Here is a 26,611-nt window from a genome sequence, read left to right on the forward strand (position 1 = left end):
CGCCCGCCGGGCCACGCTCCGAAGCTGGCTCACCCGTGGACTCCGGCCCGGCGGGCACGCCCCCGCCGCGCTCAGCGCAGCTCGTCCACCAGCCCCCGGATGAACTCGGCGCTCTCGACCGGCTGAAGCGCCTCGGTGCTCAGCCGGTCCATGATCAGGGTGTACTGGTCGATCTCCGCCTGCTTGTCGAGGTAGACGGCGCTGGTCAGATGCTCCAGGTAGACCTTGTCCGGCAGGTCGGGGTCGCTGAACCGCAAGATCGTGACCGGCGAGCCCGCCGCGGCGGCGGTCACGTGGAACGGCGCGACCTGGAGCGTCACATGCGGCAGCTCGGTCATCTTGAGGAGATACTCCAGTTGCTCCCGCATCACATCGGGCCCGCCGAAGGGGCGCCGCATGACGGCCTCGTCCACCACCGCCCACAGATGCGGCGGGTTCGGCCTGCTCAGCACGCGCTGCCGGGCCAGCCTCAGCGCCACCATGCGGGCGATGCTGCGCGTCTCGGTGTTGGGGTAGCCCAGGCGGCTCACGGCGTAGGCGTACGCCTCGGTCTGGAGCAGGCCCGGCAGGAACTGGACCTCGTAGGTCCTGATCATCGACGCCGCGTCCTCCAGGCCGAGGTGCAGCTCGAACCAGTCCTCCAGCACATCCGAGAACTGGTGCCACCAGCCCGGGGAGTTGGCCTGCCGCGCCATCGCGAAGAACTCGGCGCGGGCATCCGGATCGAGCACATGATAGAGCGTCAGCAAATCGGCGAGGTCGCGCTCCTTGGCGCCGACCTGTCCGCGCTCCAGCCTGGTGATCTTCGCGTGGGAGCCACGGATGGCGCGCCCGGCATCCTCGCGGGTGATCTCCCGCTCCTGACGCAGCCTGCGCAGCTTGACGCCCAGAATGATCCGCAGCGCCGTGGGTCCTGACTGCGAGAACTCACCTGACGGCTCAACGATGGCGGGCATGACGACTCCCAAGGGTGACCGAGCGGTCACATCAGTGTGGCACCGGCGCGACATTCGGGTACAGACACTCGGAGAATATGCTCGGGTCCGAGCCGTCCGGCAAGGCGCCACACCAGCGCGTACTTTCGGCACGAATCCCGCGCAATCAACCCAGGGTACGCGGCAGTTGCCGGTTCGGGGCCGAGCGGCCCGGCGCCCGAAGAGCGATCACGGTGCCGTCCGCGGCGGCTGCCCCGCCCGGCGAAGGGGCGCACAAATAGACCGGACAGACCGGAAGGAACGGCGGCCGGTTCGCAGCACGCGGCAGCCACGCCACCCCGCGTACCCCCCTTCCGGACGCGCGCACCGGGCGCGCCGGCCTCTCCGATGTCCGCAAGCCCCCAGGAGATGTCGCACTGAAGCCTTGGGGGGGCGCTCGGGGCACCCGCAGCGCGCGCCACCTCTCCGCGCCCCCGGCCCGCCCCACCCCCTGTCGGATCGCACGGAAGCGGACCCGCGCTCGCGTCCGGTCACACGACACCGCCCCCGGTCGTACAGCAGCCCTTGACAGCCTCCCCTCCCCAAGAGCACTCTTCCAGTACGCAGAATCTATATTCCACATTACGGAAGAATCGAAAAGAACCCGGACTCACGGAAGGAAGTGCGGTCGCCGTGACCTCCCCGCACCGGTTCACCGTCAACGCCTCGATCCTCTTCACCGAGCTGCCCCTGCTGGAACGCCCCGCCGCCGTCTCCGCGGCCGGTTTCGACAAGATCGAACTGTGGTGGCCCTGGATCGAATCCCCCGTGCCCGACCGGGCCGAACTCGACGCGCTGCGCCGCGCGTTGGACTACGCCGGGGTTCAGCTCACCGGCCTGAACTTCTACGCGGGCCGGCTGCCGGGCCCCGACCGGGGCGCACTGTCCGTCCCGGGCCAGGAGTCGGAGAAGTTCCGCGCGAACGTGAACGTCGCCGCGGACTTCGCCCGTTCCGTGGGCTGCCGCGCGCTCAACGCCCTGTACGGCAACCGCGTACCCGGCGCAACCCCCCAGGAACAGGACGCGCTCGCGCTGGAGAACCTCCAGCTGGCAGCCCACGCGGCCGCGCGTGCCGAGGCCGTGCTGCTCATCGAGGCGCTCAACGCGCCCGAGTCGCCCCAGTGCCCGCTGGTGAGCGCGCCCCGCGCCATCGAGGTGATCGACGCGGTGAACGCGGCGACCGGCCTGGACAACGCACGCTTCCTCATGGACCTGTACCACCTGTCCATGAACGGCGCGGACCTGCCCTCCGCCATCGACACCTACGCTGCGAGGACGGCGCACGTACAGATCGCCGACAACCCCGGACGCGGGGCCCCCGGCACGGGCGGCCTCCGCTTCGACGACCTCTTCGCCCGGCTGGACAAGGCCGGTTACGAGGGCGTCATCGGGCTGGAGTACAAGCCCGGCGAGCAGGGCAGCGCGGCCTCGTTCGCCTGGCTGGACAAGTAGCCGGCCACATGATCCGGCGCCCGACGGAGGGCGACAGCGACACCCCGCATGGAAGGCAGTCATGGCTCACACCCCCGACACCACCCGTATCGCCTTCATCGGCCTCGGCATCATGGGCGCGCCCATGGCACGCAACCTGCTGAAGGCCGGCTACGACGTCACGGCGTACACCCGGCAGGCGGAGAAGACCGAGGCGTTCGTGAAGGACGGCGGCAAGGGCGCGTCCTCGGTCGCCGAAGCGGTCAGGGAAGCACACGTCGTCATCACGATGGTCCCGGCCTCCCCGGAGGTGGCCGAAGTCGTCCTCGGCGAGGGCGGCGTCCTGGACAACCTCCCCGAGGGCGGCACGCTCATCGACATGTCCTCGATCACCCCGCAGACCTCCATCGAGGTGGCCGAGGCCGCACGAGCCAAGGGGATCAAGGCACTTGACGCGCCGGTCTCCGGCGGCGAGGCCGGGGCGATCGAGGCGGCGCTGTCCATCATGGTGGGCGGCGAGCAGGAGACCTTCGAGGCGGCGAAGCCCGTCTTCGAGGCGCTGGGCAAGACGATCGTGCGGTGCGGACCGGCCGGCTCGGGGCAGACCGTGAAGGCCGCCAACCAGCTCATCGTCGCCGTCAACATCCAGGCCGTCGCCGAGGCCGTGGTCTTCCTGGAGAAGTCCGGTGTGGACCTGACGGCAGCGCTCGACGTGCTCAACGGCGGCCTCGCCGGCTCGACGGTGCTCACCCGGAAGAAGGAGAGCATCCTCGCGGGCAGCTACCGGCCCGGCTTCACAATCGACCTGCACCACAAGGACATGGGCATCGTCACCGACGCGGCCCGCGCCGTCGGCGCGGCCGTGCCCGCGGGCGGGCTGGTCGCCCAACTCGTCGCCGCGCTGCGCCAGCAGGGCGACGGCGGCCTCGACCACTCCGCGCTGGTGCGCGGCGTCCAGCGGCTGTCGGGCCAGAGCCCCGACGGCGGCTGAGGGCCGGCCCCTGACCCGGATGGCGGCGTTCGACACTGTCCTGTCGCGCCCGGACGCCGCCGTCCGGCTCCCCCTGCACCGAACCAGGCACCTGCACCGAACCAGGAGAGTGCGATGGCACGTATGACCGCTGCCCGTGCGGCAGTCGAGATCCTCAAACGCGAGGGCGTGGACACGGCGTTCGGCGTGCCCGGCGCGGCGATCAACCCGTTCTACGCGGCACTGCGCGCGGCGGGCGGCATCGAGCACACACTCGCCCGGCACGTCGAGGGCGCCTCACACATGGCCGAGGGCTACACCCGCACCGCGCCCGGCAACATCGGCGTGTGCGTCGGCACCTCGGGCCCGGCGGGCACCGACATGATCACCGGGCTGTACTCGGCCATCGGCGACTCGATACCGATCCTGTGCGTGACCGGCCAGGCGCCGACCTCCGTGATCCACAAAGAGGACTTCCAGGCCGTCGACATCGCCTCCATCGCCGCCCCGGTCACCAAGAAGGCCACCACCGTTCTGGAGGCGGCCCAGGTCCCCGGCGTCTTCCAGGAGGCGTTCCATCTGATGCGCTCCGGCCGGCCGGGCCCGGTCCTCATCGACCTGCCGCTCGATGTGCAGGTGACGGAGATCGAGTTCGACCCCGACACCTATGAGCCGCTGGTCCCGCACAAGCCCGCCGCCACCCGCCGCCAGGTGGACAAGGCCCTGGACATGCTGGCCGCCGCCGAGCGCCCGCTGCTCGTCGCGGGCGGCGGCGTCCTCACCGCCGGCGCGTCCGCGCTGCTGGTGGAATTCGCGGAGCTGATGGGCGTCCCCGTCGTCCCGACCCTGATGGGCTGGGGCGCGATCGGCGACGACCACCCGCTGCACGCGGGCATGGTCGGCCTCCAGACCTCGCACCGCTACGGGAACGCCACCTTCCTGGAGTCCGACTTCGTCCTCGGCATCGGCAACCGCTGGGCCAACCGGCACACCGGAGCCCTCCAGAAGTACACCGAGGGCCGCACGTTCGTGCACGTGGACATCGACCCGACCCAGATCGGCAAGATCTTCGCCCCCGACTACAGCATCGTCTCGGACGCGCACCCCGCCCTCACGCTCTTCGTCGAGGCCGCCCGCGAACGCGCCGCCGCGGGCCGTCTCCCGGACCGCTCGGCCTGGGCCGCCGCCGTCCGGGAGCGCAAGGCAACGCTCCAACGCCGTACGCACTTCGACAACGTGCCCCTCAAACCGCAGCGCGTCTACGAGGAGATGAACCGGGCCTTCGGCCCCGAGACCCGCTACGTCTCCACGATCGGCCTCTCCCAGATCGCGGGCGCCCAGTTCCTGCACGTCTACCGCCCGCACCACTGGATCAACTGCGGCCAGGCCGGACCACTCGGCTGGACCGTGCCCGCCGCACTCGGCGTCGCCAAGGCCGATCCGTCCGCGAACGTGGTGGCCCTCTCGGGCGACTACGACTTCCAGTTCATGATCGAGGAACTGGCGGTCGGCGCCCAGCACCGCATCCCGTACGTGCACGTGCTGGTCAACAACTCCTACCTCGGCCTCATCCGCCAAGCACAGCGGAACTTCGACATGGATTTCCAGGTCAACCTGGAGTTCGACAACATCAACGCCCCCGAGCTGGGTGCCTACGGCGTGGACCACGTCAAGGTCGTCGAGGGCCTCGGCTGCAAGGCGCTCCGCGTACGCCGCCCCGGGGAACTGCTGCCCGCTTTCGAGGAGGCGAAGAAGCTCGCCGCGGAATTCCGGGTGCCTGTGGTGGTGGAGGCGATCCTCGAACGCGTCACCGACATCGCGATGAGCGGTACCGATATCGCCTCGGTGAACGAGTTCGAAGACCTGGCGAGGTCGGCGGCGGACGCGCCGACGGCCGCGGTCCCCTTGTCCTGACCCGGCGCGGGGTACGCGGCCCCCGCCAAAGACCGCGCGCGGGCCGATTGGGAGGTCGCCCGCCGCGAGCCCCCGTGCGGATCCGGCCCAAGATGAGGGGTGGCCGGCCCCGCACGGGGGCACACCCATGCCCGCCCCACCGCACGCCCGCCGCGGTCTCTGTCAACCTCGTCAACCCGTCCGCCGTACGCCCTTCGTAAAAGGCCCTGGATCGGGGACGATTGGGGGGAACATGACCGTCCGTTGAACCGTGCCAGGAGCCGCAGCGATGGCTGAGAGTGTGCAAGTGCGCTGTCCCGTCTGCCGTCGTGAACACCGCTACACAGCGCCGGTCTACCCCTGCGGCTGCGGCGCGCCGGTCGCCCTGCCGGTGATGGGCTCCAGTACGCCGGTACAGGTCCGGCACCGGACATGGGCCGGTTCCTGGGTCTCGGCGCGCTGCCCGGCCTGCGGCAACGTGGAAGAGTGGCCGCAGCCCGAACTGAGCTGCGACTGCGGAACGGTCCTGCGGGTCCCCATCCACCCGCCCGCACCGTCGTCCCCGGCCTCCCGCCCGGCCCCGACACCCCCGCCCGCACCCACCCCCGCACCGGCCCAAACCCCCATCCCGCGCCCCGCGTTCCGGCCCGTCACCATCCGTACCGCTCAGGACGCGAAGACGGCCGCGGCCCAGTACCTGCGCTGGCTGGGGTTCGCGGAGATCCGGGTGGCCGAGCGGACCCCCGCCTCCGGAATCGACCTGCGCGGACCCGGAATCGTCGCCCACGTCGATCCGACGACCTCCCCCACCCCGCTGCGGGACATCGAAACGCTGTGGCTGAACGGTCTCAACGACTCCGCCGTCGCGGTCTCCTTCTGCCTGGCGGGGTACGCGCGCGACGCCCGCTACCGCGCGGACGAGCTGGCCCTCCCCCTGTTCGTCCTCGACCTGACGGGCACCCCGAAGGCCGTGAACGACCCGGCGGACCAGCTGATCCGTACGCCGAGGTAGCGGGGGCGGGGGGACCGCAGATGGCCTGACACGCGCTAGTCCCGGTACTCCACCCCGGGAGCGCCCGACCCCGTCTCCCCCGCCGCATGGGCCCGCAGCTCGACCCGGCGGATCTTGCCGGAGATCGTCTTGGGCAGGTCGGCGAACTCCAGGACGCGCACCCGCTTGTAGGGCGCCAGCCGCTCGCGGGAGTGGGCGAACAGCTGCCGTGCCGTCTCGTCACTCCCCGTCCAGCCCTCCGCCAGGACGACATACGCCTTGGGGACGGCCAGCCGTACCGGATCGGGTGACGGGACGACCGCCGCCTCGGCCACCGCCTCGTGCTCCAGCAGCACGCTTTCCAGCTCGAAGGGCGAGATCTTGTAGTCGCTCGCTTTGAAGACGTCATCGGAGCGCCCCACATAGGTGAGGTAGCCCTCCTCGTCGCGCGCGCCGATGTCCCCTGTGCGGTAGTAGCCGTCGGCCATGGCCGACGTCGTACGGGCCTCGTCCCCCCGGTAGCCGGTCATGAGTCCGACCGGGTGACGGGACAGGTCGAGGCTGATCTCCCCTTCCGCGCCGGGCCGGCCCGTCACGGGGTCGAGGAGGACGACGTCGTAGCCGGGGGTCGGGCGGCCCATGGAACCGGGCTTGAGGGGCTGGCCCGGGGTGTTGGCGACCTGGACGGCGGTCTCGGTCTGGCCGAACCCGTCCCGGATGGTGGTGCCCCAGACCCGGCGCACATGCTCGATGACCTCCGGGTTCAGCGGCTCGCCCGCGGCGACGACCTCGCGGGGCACCGTCTGAAGGCGGCTCAGGTCGGCCTGGATGAGCATGCGCCACACCGTGGGCGGGGCGCAGAAGCTGGTGACGCCCGCGCGGTCCATCTCGGTCATCAGCCGGACCGCGTCGAAGCGCGCGTAGTTGTGGATGAAGATCGTCGCCTCGGCGTTCCAGGGCGCGAAGAAGTTGGACCAGGCGTGCTTGGCCCAGCCGGGCGAGGAAATGTTCAGGTGCACATCGCCGGGCCGGAGCCCGATCCAGTACATCGTCGCCAGGTGCCCCACCGGGTACGAGACATGGGTGTGCTCGACCAGCTTGGGCAGGGCCGTCGTACCGGAGGTGAAGTAGAGCAGCAGCGTGTCATCGGCCCTGGTCACGCCCTGGGGGTCGAATGCCTCGGGCGCCTTGTGGGCATCCTCGTAGGCGAGCCAGCCCGCCTCGGGTGTGCCGCCGCTGCCCACGGCGATGCGCGTGTAGTCGCCCTTCACCTCCGCGAACTTGCCGGTGTCCGCCGCGCGGACGACCACATGGCGGGCCTCGCCCGCCGCACCCGGTCGGTCAGGTCGTGCGGGCCCAGCTGCGGGGTGGCGGGGATGACGACGGCGCGCAGCTTCATGAGGGCGAGCAGGGTCTCCCACAGCTCGGCCTGGTTGCCCAGCATCAGGATGACGCGATCACCAGGCCCTACGCCGCACCCGCGCAGCCAGTTGGCGACGCGGTTGGAACGGGTGCGCATCTGATCGAACGTCAGTCGGCGCTCCGTGCCGTTCTCCTCGACGATGTGCAGCGCCAAACGGTCGTTGCCCTCGGCGATCGGGTCGAACCAGTCCAGCGCCCAGTTGAACCGCTCGGGCCGGGGCCACTCGAAGGCGGCACGCGCGGCGTCGTAGTCCGTACGGTGCCGCAGCAGGGTGTCGCGGGCGGCACGGAATTCCTCGGTGGGCGTGGACGGGCGCATGTCTCCTCCTGGCAGGTCGTGCTGGCAGCCATCGTGTACGGCCCGGCGCCCCCGCACCAGCCCCGGCACCGGCCCACTCGCCGGGGAGCGCGGGCCGCCCGCCGCGATTCACCCGTGCCCCACACTTCTCCCCTGCGCCCTTTACCCCGCCGCGACCGCCCGTGGGGCATCATCGGGGAGGTGTATACGGGGGCGAGCACACGACGGACCAGGAACGGGACACCGGGCCGGACGGCGGACGAGGCACCCGGCGAGGCGGTGGAGGACGCGCCGGACGACGGCGGGCATCCACCCCGTGCCGGGCGGTATCCGCGCGCCCGGCGCGGGCCGCGCCACCCCCTGATCGCCGCGCTCAGCGCACTCACCCTGGCCGTCCTCACGGTGCCGCTCGCCGTGCGGGGCGCCGACGCCGACGGGCCGACGCCGGTGCCGCAGCTGCTGGCCTTCCTGCCCTGGTTCCTGGCGCCCGCCTGGCTGGCGCTGCTGGGCGCCGCGCTGGCGCGGCGCCCGCTGCTGCTGGTGTGGGGGCTGGCGGTGCTGGCAGCCACCGGCTGGTTCCTCCAGCCGTACGGGGCCCCGGCGCCCTCCGGCGCCGAGGGCCGCCCGGCCAAGGCGCAGTTCCGGATACTGACGGCCAATCTGCGCTACGGCGCGGCCACCCCGGGGCTCGTGGAGACGCTGCGCAGGGAGCGGCCCCAGTTCGTCTCCGTCCAGGAGTGCTCCGCGCGGTGTGCCAAGGCGCTGCGCACCTCCGAGATGCGTGACGCCTACCCGCACCGGATCATCTCCGACGGCGGGGGTGCGCGGGGCTCGGCGCTGCTGAGCGTCTATCCGCTGCGGGACCGTTCGCGGGTGCCCGCACACCTGGACATGCCGGGCGCTGTCGCGGACATCGAGGGGCATCGGGTGCGCCTTCAGGTGGCCCACCCGATGCCGCCCAGCCTGGGCAGGACGGCGGCCTGGCGGGTGGAGCTGGACCGGCTGCGCGCCTGGTCGAACGCGCGCGGCACGCTGCCCACGGTGATCGCGGGCGACTTCAACGCCTCGCAGGACCACTCCGCCTTCCGCGACGTGCTCAAGACGGGCCTGCACGACGCGGCCCGGATGCTGGGCAACTCCCGTACGCCCACCTGGCCCGCGCGCACCGCGCCGCCGCTGGGCGCGCAGATCGATCATGTGCTGCTGAGCAGACCGATGGTGCCGGTCGATGGCCAGTTCCTGGATCTGAAGGGCACCGATCACCGGGCCTTCCTGGTGAACGTCAAGCTGTTCTGACGCCGGCGGTCCGGCCCGGGTCGCGGTGGATGGGGGTGTGGGCCCCGTGCAGGGGGACGCCGGTGCCCCCGTGGCGCGCCGCGACGATCTCCGAGGCGATCGACAGGGCCGTCTCTTCGGGGGTGCGGGCGCCCAGGTCGAGCCCGATCGGGGAGCGCAGCGCGGCCAGCTCCAGCGGGGAGACGCCGGCCTCGCGCAGCCGGGCGAGCCGGTCGAGATGGGTGCGCCGGGAGCCCATGGCGCCGACGTAGGCGACCGGGAGCCGCAGGGCGCGCTCCAGCAGCGGCACGTCGAACTTCGCGTCGTGGGTCAGCACGCAGATGACCGTACGGGCGTCCACGTCCTGGGAGTCGAGGTAGCGGTGCGGCCAGTCGACGACGATCTCGTCGGCCTCCGGGAAGCGCTGGGCGGTGGCGAATACGGGCCGCGCGTCGCACACGGTGACGTGGTAGCCGAGGAACTTGCCCACCCGTACCAGCGCGGCGGCGAAGTCGATGGCGCCGAAGACGAGCATGCGCGGCGGCGGCACCGAGGACTCCACCAGCACGGTGACGGGCTGCCCGCACCTGCTGCCGTCGGCACCGATGGTGACGGTGCCGGTGCGGCCGACCGCCAGCAGGGCGCGGCCCTCGGCGGCGGCCGTGGAGTCGAGTTCGGGCGCCCCGCCGAGCCGGCCGTGCGGCTGTCCGTCGGCGTCCAGCCACAGGGCGCCGCCCACCAGCGTCCCGGGGCCCTCGACAACGCGTACGAGCGCGGCGGCGCGCCCCGCCTCGGACTCGGCGAGGGCGGCGGCGAACACGGGCCGCACCGGGGCGCCGGAGCGGACCGGGGTCACCAGGATGTCGATGATGCCGCCGCAGGTGAGGCCGACGGTGAAGGCGTCCTCGTCGCTGTAGCCGAAGGTCTGGCGGACGGCGGTTCCCGACTCCAGTGCCTCCTGGCACAGCTCGTAGACGGCGCCCTCGACGCAGCCGCCGCTGACGCTGCCGACGGCCTCGCCGTGTGTATCGACGGCCAGTGCGGCGCCCGGCTGCCGGGGGGCGCTGCCGCCGACGCCGACCACGGTGGCGACGGCGAACTCCCGCCCCTCCTGGCACCAGCGGTGCAGCTCTGCGGCGATGTCCAGCATGTGTGTTTCTCCTCGGCGGTGATACGGCCGGGTGTGCTCGTGGGGATTCGGCCGGTGTGCTGGTCGGGGGCCCGGTTCTCGTCGGGCCCGGTGTTCTCGTCGGGGCCGGGTGTTCTCATCGGGGCCGGGTGCTCTCATCGAGGGGTTCGGCCGGGCAGGGGCGCGGGCGGGCCCCTCTCCCGCCCGCGCTCCTGCCCGGCCCCTGGGGACGGTGGGCCGCTCGCGGCCCGGCCGGGGCCTGTCGGCTACCCGGCTACTTGGCCCCCAGCCACTGTTCGATCGGGTCGAGGGCGAAGTACGCCAGGAAGACGGCGGCCAGCACCCACATCAGCCATCCGGGTTCGCGGAACTTTCCCTGGACGGCCCTGATCAGAACATAAGCGATCACACCCGCGGCGATACCGGCCGTAATGGAGTACGTGAACGGCATCAGTACGGTCGTCAGGAAGACGGGAATCGACGTCGCCGGGTCGCTCCAGTCGATGTGCATGGCGTTGGTCATCATCATCGAGCCGATGACGACCAGCGCCGCAGCCGCCACCTGCGGCGGGATCACCTGGGCGAGTGGCGTGAAGAACAGGCAGAGCGCGAAGCCGAGCCCCGTGACCACGCTGGCCAGGCCGGTGCGGGCGCCGTCGCCGACGCCCGCGGTGGACTCCACGAACACGGTCTGGCCCGAGGCGCCTGCCACTCCCCCGACGACGCCTCCCGCGCCGTCGATGGCCAGCGCCTTGTTCAGGCCCGGCATACGGCCCGTGTCGTCGGCGAGCCCGGCTTGCTGGCCGATGCCGATGATGGTGCCGATCGCGTCGAAGAAGCCGGCGAGCACGAGGGTGAAGACGATGACGCCGATGCTGATGGCGCCCACGTCGCCGAGCCCCTTGAAGGAGACCGAGCCGAACAGTCCGAAGTCGGGCGAGCTGACGAGGGAGCCGGTGATCTCGGGCGCGTTCCTGCCGCCCCAGTCCTTCTTGTCCAGTCCGGCGAACTGGTGGACGAGGGCGGCCAGGACGGTGCCGCCGACGATGCCGATCAGGATCGCTCCCGGCACCTTGCGCACCTGGAGCGCGAAGATGAGCAGCACGGTGCAGGCGAAGCACAGCACCGGCCAGCCGGTGAGCATGTCGGAGGTGCCGAGCTGGATGGGCTTCTCGCCCGGTACGCCGCCCGGTCCGCCCATCGAGGTGACGAAGCCGGCCTGGACGAGCCCGATGAGGCAGACGAACAGCCCGATGCCCATGGTGATGGCGTGCTTCAGCGCCAGCGGGATCGCGTTCATGATGAGTGCGCGCAGCCCGGTGACGACCAGCAGGATGATCACGCAGCCGTAGATGAGGCACATGGCCCACGCGTTGCCCCAGGTCATCTCGGGCACGACCTGGAAGGACAGCACCGCCGAGACGCTCAGCCCGGCGGCGAGCGCGAGCGGCACGTTGCCGATGAAGCCCATCGCGAGCGTGGTCACGGCGGCGGCCAGCGCCGTGGCCGTGGTGACCTGCCCGCCGTCCAGCTTGTGTCCGGCGGCGTCGGGCACCGAGAGGATGACGGGGTTGAGCAGGACGATGTAGGCCATGGCCATGAAGGTGGTGACACCGCCACGGACCTCGCGGCCGAAGGTCGAGCCGCGCTCGGATATGCGGAAGTACCGGTCGGGCCACGAGCGTCGGGCGGGGACGCGCGAGCCGGGGCCCGCGTCCTGCGCCGACGTCGTCGGCCCCACTGTGGACTGGGTCATGTGTGCCGTCTCCCAAGGTTCATAGGGGCGCCCCGGCGTGCGCCGGGGCTTGGGGAAGCACGACCCGGGGGACGGCCCGCGTCTTGCGTCTGCGCCTCAGCCGCCGGCGGGGGCCGGTGCGGACCTGTCCGGCGGCTGAGGACTTCCGGGTGGGGCATGGATGCGGAAGGTGCGGAAGGTGCGGAAGGAGAGTAAAGGCCAGGAAGGTCCGGAAGGATCACACCTCGACGATGTGCTCCGGCCGGACCGGCACCCGGGGCAGCGCGCGTCCCGTGGCGGCCCGGATCGCCGCCAGCACGGCGGGAGTCGAGGACAGCGTCGGCGCCTCTCCCGCTCCCCGCAGCCCGTAGGGCGCGTGCTCGTCCGCGAGTTCCAGGACATCGACCGGGATGGTCGGGGTGTCCAGAATGGTGGGGATCAGATAGTCCGTGAAGGAGGGGTTGCGGACCTTGGCCCGCGGATCGACCACGATCTCCTCCATCACGGCGAGGCCGAGCCCCTGCGTGGTGCCGCCCTGGATCTGGCCCACCACGGCCTGCGGGTTCATGGCCTTGCCGACATCTTGGGCGCAGGCCAGCTCGATGACCTTGACGAGGCCGAGTTCGGTATCGACCTCGACCACGGCACGGTGCGCGGCGAACGAGTACTGGACGTGGCCGAAGCCCTGCCCCGTTCTCAGGTCGAACGCCTCGGTGGGCCGGTGGCGCCACTCGTCCTCCGCCTCGATGGGCTCGTCGCCGAGGACGTCGGCGAGGGAGGCGAGCACCTCGCCGCCGTCGGTGACGACCTTGCCCTCCTCCAGCAGGAGTTCGGCGGTCGCCCACGCCGGATGGAAGGTGCCCAGCCGGGCCCGTCCGCGCTCCAGCACCTGCTCGCGCACCAGCTCGCACACGTGCTTGACCGCGCCGCCTGTGACGTAGGTCTGGCGGGAGGCGGAGGTCGAGCCGGCCGAGCCGACCCGGGTGTCGGCCGGGTGTATGGCCACCTGGGTGACGCCCAGTTCCGTGCGGGCGATCTGCGCGTGGACGGTGATGCCGCCCTGCCCGACCTCGGCGGCGGCCGTGTGGACCATGGCGACCGGCTCGCCTCCGACGACCTCCAGCCGCACCCGCGCGGTGGAGTAGTCGTCGAAGCCCTCGGAGAAGCCGACGTTCTTTATGCCCACCGCGTAGCCGACGCCCCGTACGACGCCTTCGCCGTGCGTGGTGTTGGACAGTCCGCCGGGCAGCGCGCGGATGTCCGGCGCGCCGCCTGCCGTGTCCCACTGGCGTTCCCTCGGCAGCGGCATGGCCTTGACCCGGCGCAGGATCTCCGCGACCGGCGCCGGGGAGTCCACGGCCTGTCCGGTGGGCAACGCCGTGCCCTGGGACATGGCGTTGCGCTGCCGGAACTCGACGGGATCCAGGTCCAGTTCGGCGGCGAGCTTGTCCATCTGCGCCTCGTAGGCGAAGCACGCCTGGACGGCGCCGAAGCCGCGCATGGCGCCGCAGGGCGGGTTGTTGGTGTAGAGGGCGAGGGCCTCGATCTCGACGTCGTCGATGACGTAGGGGCCCGCGCTGAGCGAGGCGGCGTTGCCGACGACGGCCGGGGAGGCCGAGGCATAGGCGCCGCCGTCCAGCACGATGCGGCACCTCATGTGGGTGAGCTTGCCGTCCCGGGTGGCCCCGTGCTCGTACCAGAGCTTGGCGGGGTGGCGGTGCACGTGTCCGAAGAAGGACTCGAAGCGGTTGTAGACGATCTTGACGGGTCTGCCGGTCACAAGCGCCAGCAGGCAGGCGTGGATCTGCATGGACAGGTCCTCGCGTCCGCCGAAGGCGCCGCCGACCCCGGCCAGCGTCATCCGGATCTTGTCCTCGGGCAGTCCGAGCACGGGGGCGATCTGGCGCAGGTCGGAGTGGAGCCACTGGGTGGCGATGTAGAGGTCGACGCCGCCGTCCTCGGCGGGTACGGCCATGCCGGACTCGGGCCCGAGGAACGCCTGGTCCTGCATGCCGACTTCGTACTCGCCGGTCACGATCACCTCGGCACGGGCGGCTGCCGCGTCCGCGTCGCCGCGCACGATGGGCTGCCGGTGCACGATGTTGGGGTGCGGGACGTGACGGGCATGGTGGTCGTCGCGCCCGGGGTGCAGCAGCGGGGCGTCCTCGGCGAGCGCGGACCCCTCGTCGTGCACGACGGGCAGTTCGCGGTACTCGACGCGGATCTTGGCGGCGGCGCGGCGGGCGGTCTCGGGGTGGTCGGCGGCCACCAGCGCGACGGGCTCGCCGTGGTGCCGCACGCGGCCGTGCGCGAGGACGGGGGTGTCCTGGATCTCCAGGCCGTAGTTCTTCTGCTCGGCGGGGAGGTCCTCGTAGGTCAGCACGGTGTGCACCCCGGCCTGTGCGAGCGCCTCGCTGATGTCGAGGGAGACGATCTCGGCGTGCGCGTGCGGGCTGCGCAGGGTGCAGCCCCAGAGCATGTCCTCGTGCCACATGTCCGAGGAGTAGGCGAACTCGCCGGTCACCTTCAAGGTGCCGTCGGGCCGCAGCGGCGAGTCCCCGACTCCGCCCCGGGCCTCGGCGCCCTGGGCGAGCCGGGTGGGGGTGCGGGTCGGCCGCACGGGGGTGCGGGCGGCCGGGGCCGGGGTGGACGACGGAGCAGGGGCGGGGGTGGCCGGGGTGCGGGCCGGTCGCGTGGTGCGGGTCATCTCAGGCCACCTCCGGCGCGCTGTCGGCGCGTGCGGCGGCCAGCCGTACGGCGTCCAGGATCTTCTCGTATCCGGTGCAGCGGCACAGGTTGCCCGACAGGGCCTCGCGGATGTCGGCGTCCGAGGGCCGCGGGTTGTGCTCGATGAGTTCGTCGGCGGCGACCAGCAGCCCGGGGGTGCAAAAGCCGCACTGGACGGCGCCCGCGTCGATGAACGCCTGCTGTACGGGGGCCAGCCGGGTGCCGTCGGCGGACTCGTAGGATCCGGTGGCATCCCGCTCCCGCGCGTGGTCGGGCAGGCCCTCGACGGTGAGGATCTCCCGGCCCTCGGCCTGCCCGGCGGCGACCAGGCAGGAGCAGACCGACACGCCGTCGAGGCGGACGGTGCACGAGCCGCACTCGCCCTGTTCGCAGGCGTTCTTGGAGCCGGGCAGCCCCATGCGCTCGCGCAGCACGTACAGCAGCGACTCGCCCTCCCACACGTCGTCCGCCTCGTGCCGCCGTCCGTTGACGGTGAATGTCACGCGCACTGCGCGCCTCCTTCGGTGGTACGGCCGCTCCCGGTGGCGCGGTAGCTCTCCCAGACCCAGCCCAAGGTGCGGCGGGCCATGACACCCACGGCGCGGCGGCGGTAGGCGGCGCTGCCGCGTACGTCGTCTATGGGGTTGCAGGCGCCGGAGCACAACTCGGCGAACTCACGGGCCAGCGCGGGGGCCAGCGCCTTGCCGCTGTCCCAGAACCCGCCGTCCGCCAGCGCCGCCGTCAGGAAGTCCTCGGCGACGCGGGCGCGCAGCGGTGTCGGGGCCGCCGAGCCGATGGCGGCCCGCACGGTGCGGGTCGCGGGGTGCAGGGCGACGGCGAAGGCGCACACGGCGATGACCATCGCGTTGCGGGTGCCGACCTTCGAGAACTGCTGGGGTCCGTCGGCCTTCTCGATGTGGATGTTCTTGATCAGCTCGTCCTCGGCGAGCGCGTTGCGCTTCACGCCCGTGTAGAAGTCCTCGACGGGGATGAGCCGGGTGCCGCGCACCGACTCGGCCTCCACCTCGGCGCCCGCCACGAGCAGCGCGGGGTGCGCGTCGCCCGCCGGGGAGGCGGCGCCCAGGTTGCCGCCGACGCTGCCGCGGTTGCGGATCTGCGGGGAGCCGACGGTGTGCGAGGCCAGCGCGAGGCCGGGCAGTTCCCGGCCGAGCCGGTCGATGATCTGCGCGTAGGGCACGGCGGCGCCGAGCCGTACGCTCTCCTCGCCGGTCTCCCACTCGTGCAGCTCGCGGATCCGGTTCAGGTCCATCAGGTGGCCGGGGCGGCGGTGGTCGAAGTTGATCTCGACCATGACGTCGGTGCCACCCGCGATGGGCACGGCGGAGGGGAACTCGGCCTTGGCGGCGAGTGCCTCCTCCCAACTGGCCGGGCGCAGGAACTCCATGGTGTCTCTTCTCGGTGTGCCGGGTCGGTCTTCGGGTGCCGACCGTGAGGGAGGGCCGGGCTTCTGCGGTGCTGGCGGGAGGTGCGGTCAGTACACAGACAGGTACCCCTCCCGGTGCAGTCACCGAAAACATGAAGCGTTTGGCTGGCCGGCCATCGGGTCTTGTAGATTCAGACGAAAGTCAGGGACCAGTAACCTCACGGCTTCCTCCGGCAACTCGAAAGGCGTCCTCACCGGCAGTGCCCGGCACACCGGCCGGCGACAGACACACCACCCCGGCGGCGTACCGGCCGGCGACAGACAGAACGGCAGGCGAGGACACGATGCGGCTGCGCGCACTCCTGGAGAACGGCTCCCTGGGCCTCCGACTCCTCGGCGGCGAGGACGAGCTGGACCGGACCGTGCGCGGGGTCATGACCACCGATCTGCGCGACCCCAGCCGCTATCTGACCGGCGGCGAACTGGTACTGACAGGGCTGGCCTGGCGGCACGGTCCCGCCGACTCCGAACCCTTCGTGCGCATCCTCACCACGGCGGGCGTCACGGGCCTGGCCGCGGGCGAGGCCGAACTGGGCATGGTGCCCGACGACCTGGTGGCCGCCTGCGCCCGGCACCGGCTGCCGCTGTTCGCGGTCACCGAGGACGTCGCCTTCGCCACGATCACCGAACACGTGGTGCGCCAGGTCTCCACCGAGCGGGCCGGGGACCTGGCCGCCGTGGTGGAGCGGCACCGGCGGCTGATGTCCTCCGGCCCGGCGGGCGGCGGCCCCGATGTGGTGCTCGACCTGCTCGGCTCCGACCTGGACCTGCCTGCCTGGGTCCTCTCCCCCACCGGGCGGCAGGTCGCCGGGCCCAGCGAGGGCCCCGCGCTGCCGCACGCCGTCGCCGCCCGGCTGGCGGGCGCCCACATGGCGGCCGTACGCGGCGGGCGGCGCGGCCCGTACCGGACGGTGGAGGACCAGGTCGCCTACTCCCTCTTCCCCGTACGCGGCAGGGTGCGGGACCCGCGCGAGACGGTGCTGTCCGACTGGCTGCTCGCCGTCGCCGCCGACACCGCCGACTGGCCGGCCGAGCGCCTGGACCTGCTGCACGGCGTCACCCAGCTCATCACCGTCGAGCGCGACCGGCGCGACGCGGACCGCACCGTGCGCCGCCGGCTGGCCCAGGAGGTGCTGGAACTGGTGCAGACCGGCGCGGCGCCCGCGGAGGTCGCCGCCAGGCTGCGGGTCGCCGCCCCGGTGCTACTGCCGGGGCTGGGGGCCGCGCCGCACTGGCAGGTGATCGTGGCCCGCGTCGAGTGGGAGACGGCCGACCCCTCGGCCGGGCTGGACGGCGGGGCCATCGCGCAGTCGCTCCTCGAAGAGCTGCTGGTGGACCCGGCGACGGCGGGCCCGGACGGCGCCGACCGCATCGCCGTGGCCACCGCGGACGGCGAAGCCGTCGCGCTCGTGCCGATCCCGGCGGGCGGCGAGGACGAGGGCGGCGAGACGCTCCTGGCCGGCCGGGCGGACGCGGCCCCCGACGCCGACACCGGCCCTGCTCGCGGCCCGGGCTCCGGTCCGGGCCCCGGCCTCCCGCACTCTCCGGACGGCCCGCGCGCGGGTGGCCCGGAGCCGCACGGTCCGGCCTCCGACGGCCGGGCGCCGAACGGCTCGGCGGACGTGTACGCGTCGGCCGGGCAGACCGGGCTCGCGGGAATGGGCGCAGGCGCCGGGCCGGGCCGGGGCGAGGGCCTGCGGGCCCACGCGCTGCTGGCCGCCGTCACCGAGCCGCTGGCGCGGGGCCTGGCCGACGACGGGCGGCTGACGCTCGGGGTGAGCGCCGTCGTGCACTCGCCGGAGGGCCTGCGCGGCGCGCTGGAGGAGGCCCGGCACGCCCGCCGCGTCGCCGCCGCGCGCCCCGGCGCCGTACGCGCCGCCGGACACGAGGAACTGGCCTCGCACGTCCTGCTGCTGCCGTTCGTGCCGGACGATGTGCGCCGCGCCTTCACCGCCCGGCTGCTGGACCCGCTGCGTGAGTACGACCGCAAGCACCGCGCCGAACTGGTGCCCACGCTGGACGCCTTCCTCTCCTCGGACGGCTCCTGGACCCGCTGCGCCGCCCGCCTCCACCTCCACGTCAACACGCTGCGCTACCGCGTCTCCCGTATCGAACAGCTCACAGGCCGCGACCTGTCCCGCCTGGAGGACAAGCTCGACTTCTTCCTCGCCCTGCGGATGAGCTGAGCCCCGGCCCCGGCAGCGAGCCGGGCAGCGCGCGAGCGTCGTGGCCCACCTCCCCACGCCGTTACGGGACTTGGCAGAAACGCACGCAGGGTAAAACTTTGTGAACTGATTCACACCGCCCCCTTGGCCGGGCGGGCCCCGCCGTGCTGAGATGCGGTCACATCCGGCTCAATGGCGCGCTTGGGGAGGACACTGTGGCGGACACCGCCATGTCACGTTCGGGAAGGCCGCATTCCACCGCCGGAGAGCGGGCCGCCGAAGCAGGCGGCGGGCCGGGGACCGGAGAAGCGCGCGAGGGACAGGACCCGCCTCCCGCCATGGGCCCCGACACTCCGCTGGGCCGGGCCCTCTGGCGCCTGCGCTCGCGCGCCTGCTGGGACGACGCGGCAGCGCTCCTGGATCCCTACGCACCCGGCCATCCGCAGGCCGCACTGGGCCGCGCCGCGCTGCTCGTGGAGCGCTGCGTGTTCACCGCCGAAGGCTGGCCGGCGGCCGAGGACGCGCTGCGCCTGGCCGAGGCGGTGGCCCAGGTGGACGACGACCGGGGTGCGGCGGCCTGCGAGCGCGGCCAACTCGCCTACGCCGCAACGGTGCTGGGCGTCCGCGACCGGACCGACGAGGCGCGCGCCGCGCTCGGCCGGGCCGCGGCGCTGCTGGCGCCCCACGCGCCGGGGCGCGCGCTGCTGGACTTCCGCCGCGGCCTGCTCGCGGAGAACCTGAGCGAGACCCCCGAGTCGGCCCGTGCCGCCTACCGCAGGGCGCACGCGGGAGCCACCTCGCGCGGCGATCTACTGCTGTGCTCGTTCACCTGGCGCCACTTGGCGGGCCTCGCGGCACGCGAGGGCGAACTGGCCGAGGCACGGCACGGGTTCACCGAGTCGCTGCGGCTGCGCGAGGAGCTGGGGTTCCTGGTGGGCATGGCGCCCGCGCTGGCCTCGCTGGCCGAGGTGGAGCCCGAGCCGGAGGCGACCAGGCTCCGCGAGGAGGCCGGCCGTCTCGTCCGCCTGCTGGGCGGAGTCCCCACCTGGCTCGCGACCCGGCTGCCGGGCGCCGGGCAGGCGGGGCCGGAAGCGGGCGCCGAGGAGAGCTGACCGGCCAACCGCCCCTGCCGCATGCGGGTTCCGCTCAGGCGGACGGCGAAGGCCGCTGTGCCGGACCATGTCAGTCGCTCGCGCCGAGAGTCCGCGCGAGTGCGCCGAGGGTCACATCGACGATGGCGCGCAGCTGCTCCGTGCTCGTGCCGGCTCTGCTCATGACGGCGAGGGACTGGTTCACGGCCGCGAGGTGGGTCGCGAAGGACTCGGCCGCCTCGTCGCGCAGTCGGGCGGCCTTCAGCGCGGCGCGTAGCCGGGTGTGCTGGAAGCCGATCGCCTCCCGTGCACGCGCCGCGACGCTCGCGCTCAGCACCGGGGTCGCCATGACAGTTTGGGCCACCAGGCATCCGTCGGGCAGACCGGGATCCGCGATGCGTTCCAGGGTGACGTCGAAGAACGCCCGCGCGGCTGCCAGGGGCCGGTCGGCGGCGCAGGACAGCGCCGCGTCGTACCTGTCTCCGTAACGCGTGGCGTAGCGCTCCAGGCAGCGTGTGAAGAGCGCGTCCTTGTCGCCGAGGGAGGAGTAGATGGAGCTGCGGTTGAGTCCGGTCGCGCGGGACAGGTCGTCCACCGACGTGTCCGCGTAGCCGGCCCGCCAGAACTGGATCATCGCGGCATCGAGCGCCGTGGCGATGTCGAACTGCTTCTTGCCCGCCATGCCGCACCTCCCTTCTGCTCCGCCTTCCCGGTGGAGACCATCATCCCATCATGAACCATTCAGTTCAAGATGGGTTACGGTGAAGGCATGAGCGTGGCCGGACACCCTGCCTCGCACCACTGGAGGAGAAGTCATGAACGACCCCGCAAGTGCCCCCCGCGTCTCCGGCAACCCGGTGCGCGACCTGCCGCTGCACGACCTGGCCGGTTTCACCCACCGTTGGGTCGAAGCGGGCGGCGTCCGGCTGCACGCGGTCGAGGGCGGCCGGGCGGACGGTCCGGCCGTCGTGCTGCTCGCCGGGTTCCCGCAGACCTGGTGGGCATGGCGCAAGGTGATGCCCGACCTGGCCGAGCGCTTCCACGTCATCGCGATCGACCTGCCGGGCCAGGGCCACTCCGAACGCCCGGACATCAGCTACGACACACACACGGTCGCCGCACACGTCCACGCCGCGGTCGAAGCGCTCGGGGTCTCGACATACTGGCTGGCCGCCCACGACATCGGCGCGTGGGTCGCCTTTTCCCTCGCCTTGAAGTACCAGAGCCAACTGCGTGGCCTGGCACTGCTCGACGCCGGCATCCCGGGCATCACACTCCCGGACGCCGTTCCGACCGACCCGGAGCAGGCGTGGAAGACCTGGCACTTCGCCTTCCACCTCGTGCCCGACCTGCCCGAGACACTGCTCGACGGCCGCGAACGGGAGTACGTCGGCTGGTTCCTGAAGGTCAAGACCCTCTCCTCCGACACCTTCGACGGCGCCGAAATCGAGCAATACGCCGCGTCCGTGGCCGCCGGCGGCGGTCTCCGCGCATCCTTGGCCTACTACCGGGACGCCGCCGAGTCGGCGCGGAAGAACCACGAAGCCCTGGAACGACAGCGCCTGAGTGTCCCGGTTCTCGGGATCTCCAGCAGCCACGGCTCCATCCCCGACATGGCGGCTTCCATCAGGCCGTGGGCCGACCACGCCACCGGGATCGTCGTGCCGGACGCAGGACACTTCATCCCCGACGAACAGCCCGATGCCGTCACTGCCGCGCTGATCGGCTTCCTCACCGAAGCCGATGAAGGCGAGGAGAACAACGAAGACGAGACCGGGCGGAAGCACGGTCGGCGCTGACGCTGCTTCCCCGCACCTTCCGGTGACGACAGACGCGACGTCACCTCACACACCGCTCTCCCGGAAGTGGCCGCGCACCAGGCGTTCGACGGCGGGCACGTCCTGCTCGGACAGCGCGTCCAGCAGCGCGAGGTGGTCGGCCGCCTCCGCGAGCAGGTCGGTGGGGCGCGGCGCGGGTACGGCCCGTACGGACAAGAGGTGCGCGCGGCGCTGCACATCCTCCGCGACGGCGACGAGCTGCCGGTTGCCGGTCAGCTCCAGCAAGGAACGGTGGAAGGCCCGGTCGGCCTCCGCGAAGGCGGTACGGTCGCCGCGCGTCGCCGCCTCCAGGGTGTCCTCGGCCAGCGGCCGCAGCCCCTCCCACCGCTCGGGCGCGATGGCCGTGGCGAGTCCCAGCACCGCCGGGACCTCCAACAGCGCCCGGATCTCCGCGAGTTCGGCCAGGTCGCGGGGGCTGTGCTCGGCGACGCGGAAGCCCCGGTTGGGCACGGTCCGCACGGCCCCCTCGACCGCCAGCCGCTGCATGGCCTCGCGCACAGGGGTGGGCGAGACGCCGAAGCGCTCGGCGAGCGCGGGCGCGGAGTAGACCTCGCCCGGGGCGAGTTCACCGCACAGCAGCGCCTCGCGGAGGGCTTCGAGGATCTGGGCGCGCACCGAGTGCCGCTGGGGCACGACCCTGGGCGACGGCTGCTCGCTGTGCACAGGTTCGCCCCGCGCGTCCGGGCCCGCGGCCCGGGGCCGCGCGGGGAGGTGCGCGTCGCGCCCCGCCCCCGCCCGCTGGGCAGGCGTCCGGGGGGAGGGCGCGGGCCGGGACGCGGACGGCATCTCTACGGCGGGCACGATCGAGGCATCCGCCGTGGGCTGTATGAGTGGCTCCGCTCCGGTTTGCTCCATCTGTCCCCCTCCAGGGTGTTGTGGAGCACGATAGGCGGACGGGACGCGAGATCAAACCTCGGCGACAATCAGCTAAGGTAAGGCTTACCTGTTCACGATCGTCGATCCAGGGGTTCCCATGGCCGTACCCACCCTCACCTCCGTGGCCCCTGATGTCTCCCCTCTCCGTACCGCCTACGCACGGCTGACCGAGGTCTTCCCGTCACTCGATGTGACCGAGGCCACGACGCGTGAATCCCTTCCCAAGGGCGACGGCTGGGTCCGGGCGAGCGAACTGGCGGCCGGCGGCCCGGCCCTGGACGCCTTCCTCGCCTGGGACGAGGAGCAGATCCTGCGGGATTACGGACAGCCCGGACGGCCCGATGTCATCGCCAGCTTCGGACTGCACCGCTACGCCTGGCCGGCCTGCCTGCTCGTCACCATCCCCTGGTTCCTCCAGCGCCGGGTGCCGAAGGTGCCCGTGGAGGCCGTCGCCTTCCAGCGCTCGCTGGGCCGGCTCGCCGTACACGTCGAGGAGTTCGCCTGCCTGCCGGACGACCCGGCCTCGGCGGCACCCGGGGCCCGCGTCGTACCGGACGAAGAAGCCCTGCGTACCGAGGTGCGGGCCGCTGTCGCCGAGCATCTGACACCCGTACTGGAAGGGTTCGGGCCCCGCATGCGACGCGGAGCGCGTGCCCTGTGGGGCATGGCGACGGACGAGATCACCGAGGGCCTGTGGTACCTGGGGCACCTGCTGGGCGAGGAGCCGCGCGCCATGGCGGAGGCCCAGCGGCTGCTGCCCGGCCGGCTGGCGCCGTTCACCCGGGGCGCCTCCTTCCGCGAACTGAGCGGCCCCGACGGCGAGCGGCTCACCACCCGCGACCGGGCGAGCTGCTGCCTCTTCTACACTCTGCGCCCCGCCGACACCTGTGTGACCTGTCCCCGCACGTGCGACACGGAGCGCGTCGAGCGGATGACGGCAGCCACCCGCGCCTGACACCCCGGCCCACACCTGACCTCCCGGCCCGCGGCCGACACCCCGCCCGCAGCCGACACCCCCCTCGCGGCTGACATCTTTTCGAGCGAAATCCCCGCCCCCGTAAGGGAGTTCGACCCAGAGGCGCCCGATCAACGGTCAACGCCCCCTATTCGCGGTCTCTTGCGCCGAAACCCTCTGGAAGGGCGCCCGCGTTCCGTAAGGATGCTCGGCGACAGCGAAGCAAGCCAGAGCGCGAGCGCGGCGCTGTGCGTGCGTACGCGGTGTTCGCGCCGCGTACGCCCCAGGCGCCGTGCGGCAAGGGGCACACCCGCATGAGACTGACCGACATATCGCTGAACTGGGTGCTGCCGAGCGCCGTGCTGCTCGTCGGCGCCCTCACCGCGGTGCTGGTGATGGCCCGCTCCCGACGCCACGGCAAGGCCGACGACGCCGCGAGCGGCCGGACCGGCGAGCACACGGAGCACGGAAGCGCACCGGCCGACTCCTGGGAGCGCCTGGAGGAGCGGCGCCGCCGCAAGGAGACCCTCTACGCGACGGCCGCCTATCTGCTCCTCTTCTGCTGCGCGGCCGTCGCGGCGGCGCTCTCCTTCCACGGCCTGGTCGGCTTCGGCCGGCAGAACCTGGGCCTGAGCGGCGGCTGGGAGTACCTCGTCCCGTTCGGCCTGGACGGCGCCGCGATGTTCTCCGCCGTGATCGCCGTACGCGAGGCCAGCCACGGCGACGCCTCCCTCGGGTCGCGGCTGCTGGTGTGGATCTTCGCCGGAGCCGCCGCCTGGTTCAACTGGGTGCACGCGCCACGCGGCATGGGACACGACGGCGCGCCGCAGTTCTTCGCCGGGATGTCGCTCTCGGCGGCGATCCTCTTCGACCGCGCCCTCAAGCAGACGCGCCGCGCCGCGCTGCGCGAGCAGGGGCTGGTCCCCCGACCGCTGCCGCAGATCCGGGTCGTCAGATGGCTGCGGGCACCTCGCGAGACGTTCGGCGCCTGGTCGCTGATGCTGCTGGAGGGCGTACGCACCCTGGACGAGGCCGTGGACGAGGTACGCGAGGACCGGCGCCGCGACGAGCAGGAGCGGCAGCGCAGGAGGGAGCAGGAGCGACTGGAGCGGGCCCGGGTCAAGGCCCTCAACCGGCAGCACCGGCTGTGGAACCGGGGGCGCGGCGCCCCGGCGCACCACGTGAACAGGGAGATCGCGGGATCCGCCGCCGTCTCCGGAAGCCCTGCAGCCGCCGGAGGCTCACTCACCGCGGGCGGCTCCGGGGCCTCTTCGGCCACCACCGCGGCCACGCTCCCCGCCGCCGCGCAGCCCGCCGCCGTGGCCGATTCCGCGGACATATCCGGGACGAGTCAGCTCCCGGCCGCCGAGGTCATCGGCTCCTCCGCCGCACGCGGCCGGCCCGCGCTCCAGGCCGTCTCCGAGGAGGCGAAGACCGGCGCCGCGCAGGAGAAGCGGAACCGGGAGGAGCGGGCAGCGACCAGTCCTCGGCTCGACTCCCTTGAGGAGAAACTGGCCGAGATCGAGCGGCAGTTCGGCTAGTCGCCGCCCGGCCGTCGCGCGCTTCTCATCCCACTCGCCCTCTCATTCCTCTCACCTCTCTCACCCCGTCGTTCATCTCGTCCCTCCCCTTCCGGCTCGCGCGGCCGTCTCCCACACGGTGACGGCCGTGCGGTCGAGGTCGTGGCCCTTCAGCGGCGTCCCGATATCGGCGAGGTAGGCCGCGAGGCCGGGCGGAGCCGTGCGGGCCGTCCAGCGCCCGGCCAGTTCCTCGGCGAAGGAGGGTTCCGCACGCAGCGGTACGGCGAACCCCCGGCCGCACACCAGCAGTACGTCGCCCGGTCGCGCCACGGACGCGCGGAAGCGGAACGGCTCGGCGCGGACCGGTACCGGTGGCTCCGTTGTGAAGCCGTCACGTGCCGCCGCCGCCCGCGCTACCGGGTCGTCGGGCGGGGCGGGCGCCGGGTTCCGCGCCGGACCGGGACCGGACCACCCGCCGGGGGCGGGGGCGGCACCGGATTCCACCACCGCCCCGCCGACGGACTCCGTGTGCGTGACCTCACCAGACCTGGCTTCACGGGGCACGGCTTCACGGGACGCGGCCTCACCCGGCGTGAACTCGCCGCGCGCGGCCTGCGGTTCGATGTCGTGCCAGTGGCCGTTCCGCAGCCGGAACAGGCCGCCCGCCCCGGTACCGAAGCAGATCCGCGTACGGCAGCGAGGGTCGGCGGGCAGCAGCAGACAGCGCAGATCGGCCGTGTACTGCTCCGGTTCGAGGCCCAGCGCAGCCGCCTGGGCGCGCAGCTTTCCGAAGGTGCGGCCGGTGAGGCGGTGCAGCCCGGACTTGAGCGAGCCCCTGCGGCCCGCGCGGATGTCCTCGACGAGCCGGGCATGACTGCGGCCCACGGCGGCCCCGATCGAGTGACACACCTCGCGCGCCGCCCGGTGCGCCCAGGCCCCGTCACAGGCCCCGGCGGCGACGGCCACCAGCAACAGCGCGCCCTCCCCGACGCCGAACCGCACGGTCAGCAGCGCGTCCCCGCGCAAGGTCCCCGCCCGGCGTGCCCCGGCTCCCCGTACCGAGGCGGCCCGCAAGGTCAGCCCGCCGTGCCGTCCGCCGTCCAGCGCGACATCGGCCACCAGCACCGAGAGCGCGGCGGGGTCGGCGGCCGGAATCTCCCCGTCCTCGTCCGGCTCCTCGTCCCACTCCCCGCCCCTCGCCTCGTCCGGCTCCTCCGTGAGGGTCCGGGCGGAACCGGCTCCGCCCCGTGGTGCCTCCGGCACCTCCCCCGATGCCGGGGCTTCTCCCGGTGCCGGGGCTTCTCCCGGTGCCTGGGCTTCTCCCGGTGCCGGGGCTTCCCGTGGCGCCAGGGTGCGGGCCACCGAGGCGAAGCGGTCGTCCAGGGTGTCGGGGGCACGGGTCCTGCCGGTGTCGGAGGCGGTGACGTCGTACAACTGGGCCCACCAGTCCGCCTGTTGCCCGCCGCGTTCGTCGCGTTCCCCGTCCCGTCCCTCGTCGCGTGCCCCCTGCTCGCTCATCCGCTCATTGTCTCGCGCACACATCCGACGGGAACCCCGTACGGCAGAACGGCGGAGAAGGGCCGTCCCTCTCGCCGTCGCCGCGACCCCCTGCCGTGATGTGCGGCGGCGACAAGGGCCGTTGGCCGTTACAGGGTCCGGACAATCTTTTCCCCCGATCCCGTGAACATTCGTGGCTCCGGGCCCATCTCACCTTCCGTAAGACGCACTCGCCACGACGAGCGGGTGCGACGGGATACGGGGAGTGCCGGACGGGAGCCCGGCGCCGGAAAAGAGGAACCATGTCCGCCAAGCTCAACCGCGCCGTACGCTGCACCGCCGCCGTGCTGGCCGTCATCGCGGTCGGCGCCGGAGCCACC

The 26,611-nt window shown here is 72.7% G+C and carries 18 protein-coding genes and 2 pseudogenes; 10 read left to right on the forward strand and 10 right to left on the reverse strand.

What is annotated here, in order from left to right; genetic code table 11:
• Positions 1-71 precede the first annotated feature (71 nt).
• Positions 72-956 carry a helix-turn-helix domain-containing protein gene (locus ABD339_RS23615; RefSeq protein WP_344568430.1) on the reverse strand — a complete coding sequence of 295 codons (885 nt, stop codon included), beginning with the start codon at positions 954-956 and terminating at the stop codon, positions 72-74.
• Positions 957-1,607: 651 nt separating this feature from the next.
• Here ABD339_RS23615 and ABD339_RS23620 point away from each other — a divergent pair.
• The 4 genes and pseudogenes from ABD339_RS23620 to ABD339_RS23635 all read left to right on the forward strand — a co-directional run bounded on the left by ABD339_RS23620 (position 1,608) and on the right by ABD339_RS23635 (position 6,280).
• Entirely contained in the window at positions 1,608-2,426 is an 819-nt protein-coding gene (locus ABD339_RS23620) for a TIM barrel protein (RefSeq protein ID WP_344568431.1), read from the forward strand.
• Between the two features lie 46 nt (positions 2,427-2,472).
• A pseudogene (locus ABD339_RS23625) lies at positions 2,473-3,396 on the forward strand (2-hydroxy-3-oxopropionate reductase); the annotation flags it as partial.
• A 123-nt stretch (positions 3,397-3,519) separates the two neighbouring features.
• On the forward strand, positions 3,520-5,289 hold the full coding sequence (gene gcl, locus ABD339_RS23630) for a glyoxylate carboligase (RefSeq protein WP_344568464.1): 1,770 nt from the start codon (positions 3,520-3,522) through the stop codon (positions 5,287-5,289).
• A 268-nt stretch (positions 5,290-5,557) separates the two neighbouring features.
• On the forward strand, positions 5,558-6,280 hold the full coding sequence (locus tag ABD339_RS23635) for a hypothetical protein (protein ID WP_344568432.1): 723 nt from the start codon (positions 5,558-5,560) through the stop codon (positions 6,278-6,280).
• Positions 6,281-6,315: 35 nt separating this feature from the next.
• Here ABD339_RS23635 and ABD339_RS23640 read toward each other — a convergent pair.
• Positions 6,316-8,000 (reverse strand): annotated as a pseudogene (locus tag ABD339_RS23640) (AMP-binding protein).
• Positions 8,001-8,180: 180 nt separating this feature from the next.
• On the opposite strand from ABD339_RS23640, the gene ABD339_RS23645 reads away from it, so the two are divergent.
• Positions 8,181-9,275: an endonuclease/exonuclease/phosphatase family protein gene (locus tag ABD339_RS23645; RefSeq protein ID WP_344568433.1), complete on the forward strand. Its 1,095-nt coding sequence runs from the start codon at positions 8,181-8,183 to the stop codon at positions 9,273-9,275.
• Here the strand turns inward: ABD339_RS23645 and ABD339_RS23650 are convergent.
• The 5 genes from ABD339_RS23650 to ABD339_RS23670 form a co-directional block, all read right to left on the reverse strand.
• Positions 9,262-10,404 carry an XdhC family protein gene (locus tag ABD339_RS23650; RefSeq protein WP_344568434.1) on the reverse strand — a complete coding sequence of 381 codons (1,143 nt, stop codon included), beginning with the start codon at positions 10,402-10,404 and terminating at the stop codon, positions 9,262-9,264. The genes ABD339_RS23645 and ABD339_RS23650 overlap by 14 nt on opposite strands.
• A gap of 253 nt (positions 10,405-10,657) precedes the next feature.
• Positions 10,658-12,139, reverse strand: a complete 1,482-nt coding sequence (locus ABD339_RS23655; protein WP_344568435.1) for an NCS2 family permease — start codon at positions 12,137-12,139, stop codon at positions 10,658-10,660.
• Positions 12,140-12,356: 217 nt separating this feature from the next.
• Positions 12,357-14,825 carry a xanthine dehydrogenase family protein molybdopterin-binding subunit gene (locus ABD339_RS23660; RefSeq protein WP_425576072.1) on the reverse strand — a complete coding sequence of 823 codons (2,469 nt, stop codon included), beginning with the start codon at positions 14,823-14,825 and terminating at the stop codon, positions 12,357-12,359.
• A 1-nt stretch (position 14,826) separates the two neighbouring features.
• Positions 14,827-15,354, reverse strand: a complete 528-nt coding sequence (locus ABD339_RS23665) for a (2Fe-2S)-binding protein (protein WP_344568437.1) — start codon at positions 15,352-15,354, stop codon at positions 14,827-14,829.
• A complete protein-coding gene (locus ABD339_RS23670) occupies positions 15,345-16,250 on the reverse strand; it encodes an FAD binding domain-containing protein (protein ID WP_344568438.1) in 906 nt (301 codons plus the stop codon). The genes ABD339_RS23665 and ABD339_RS23670 overlap by 10 nt, the downstream gene beginning before the upstream one ends.
• Positions 16,251-16,573: 323 nt before the next feature.
• Here ABD339_RS23670 and ABD339_RS23675 point away from each other — a divergent pair, with 323 nt between their 5' ends.
• Entirely contained in the window at positions 16,574-18,475 is a 1,902-nt protein-coding gene (locus tag ABD339_RS23675; protein ID WP_344568439.1) for a PucR family transcriptional regulator, read from the forward strand.
• A 317-nt stretch (positions 18,476-18,792) separates the two neighbouring features.
• The gene (locus ABD339_RS23680; RefSeq protein ID WP_344568440.1) at positions 18,793-19,566 is read left to right on the forward strand and encodes a hypothetical protein; all 774 of its coding nucleotides are present in this window, start codon (positions 18,793-18,795) and stop codon (positions 19,564-19,566) included.
• Between the two features lie 70 nt (positions 19,567-19,636).
• On the opposite strand, the gene ABD339_RS23685 is transcribed toward ABD339_RS23680, so the two are convergent.
• Positions 19,637-20,227, reverse strand: coding sequence for a TetR/AcrR family transcriptional regulator (locus ABD339_RS23685; RefSeq protein ID WP_344568441.1), 591 nt, complete (start codon positions 20,225-20,227; stop codon positions 19,637-19,639).
• Between the two features lie 133 nt (positions 20,228-20,360).
• Between ABD339_RS23685 and ABD339_RS23690 the strand changes: the two genes are divergently transcribed.
• Positions 20,361-21,344: an alpha/beta fold hydrolase gene (locus tag ABD339_RS23690; protein WP_344568442.1), complete on the forward strand. Its 984-nt coding sequence runs from the start codon at positions 20,361-20,363 to the stop codon at positions 21,342-21,344.
• A gap of 45 nt (positions 21,345-21,389) precedes the next feature.
• Here the strand turns inward: ABD339_RS23690 and ABD339_RS23695 are convergent, their stop codons facing one another.
• Positions 21,390-22,238: a GntR family transcriptional regulator gene (locus ABD339_RS23695; RefSeq protein ID WP_344568444.1), complete on the reverse strand. Its 849-nt coding sequence runs from the start codon at positions 22,236-22,238 to the stop codon at positions 21,390-21,392.
• A gap of 118 nt (positions 22,239-22,356) precedes the next feature.
• Here ABD339_RS23695 and ABD339_RS23700 point away from each other — a divergent pair, with 118 nt between their 5' ends.
• Positions 22,357-23,214: a (2Fe-2S)-binding protein gene (locus ABD339_RS23700; protein WP_344568445.1), complete on the forward strand. Its 858-nt coding sequence runs from the start codon at positions 22,357-22,359 to the stop codon at positions 23,212-23,214.
• A 314-nt stretch (positions 23,215-23,528) separates the two neighbouring features.
• Complete coding sequence (locus tag ABD339_RS23705) at positions 23,529-24,755, forward strand: DUF2637 domain-containing protein (RefSeq protein ID WP_344568446.1); 1,227 nt, start codon at positions 23,529-23,531, stop codon at positions 24,753-24,755.
• Between the two features lie 72 nt (positions 24,756-24,827).
• Here ABD339_RS23705 and ABD339_RS23710 read toward each other — a convergent pair whose 3' ends face one another.
• Positions 24,828-26,252: a protein phosphatase 2C domain-containing protein gene (locus tag ABD339_RS23710; RefSeq protein ID WP_344568447.1), complete on the reverse strand. Its 1,425-nt coding sequence runs from the start codon at positions 26,250-26,252 to the stop codon at positions 24,828-24,830.
• Positions 26,253-26,611 lie beyond the last annotated feature (359 nt).

Source organism: Streptomyces axinellae, assembly GCF_039532135.1.
GTDB classification, from domain to species: Bacteria; Actinomycetota; Actinomycetes; order Streptomycetales; family Streptomycetaceae; genus Streptomyces; species Streptomyces axinellae.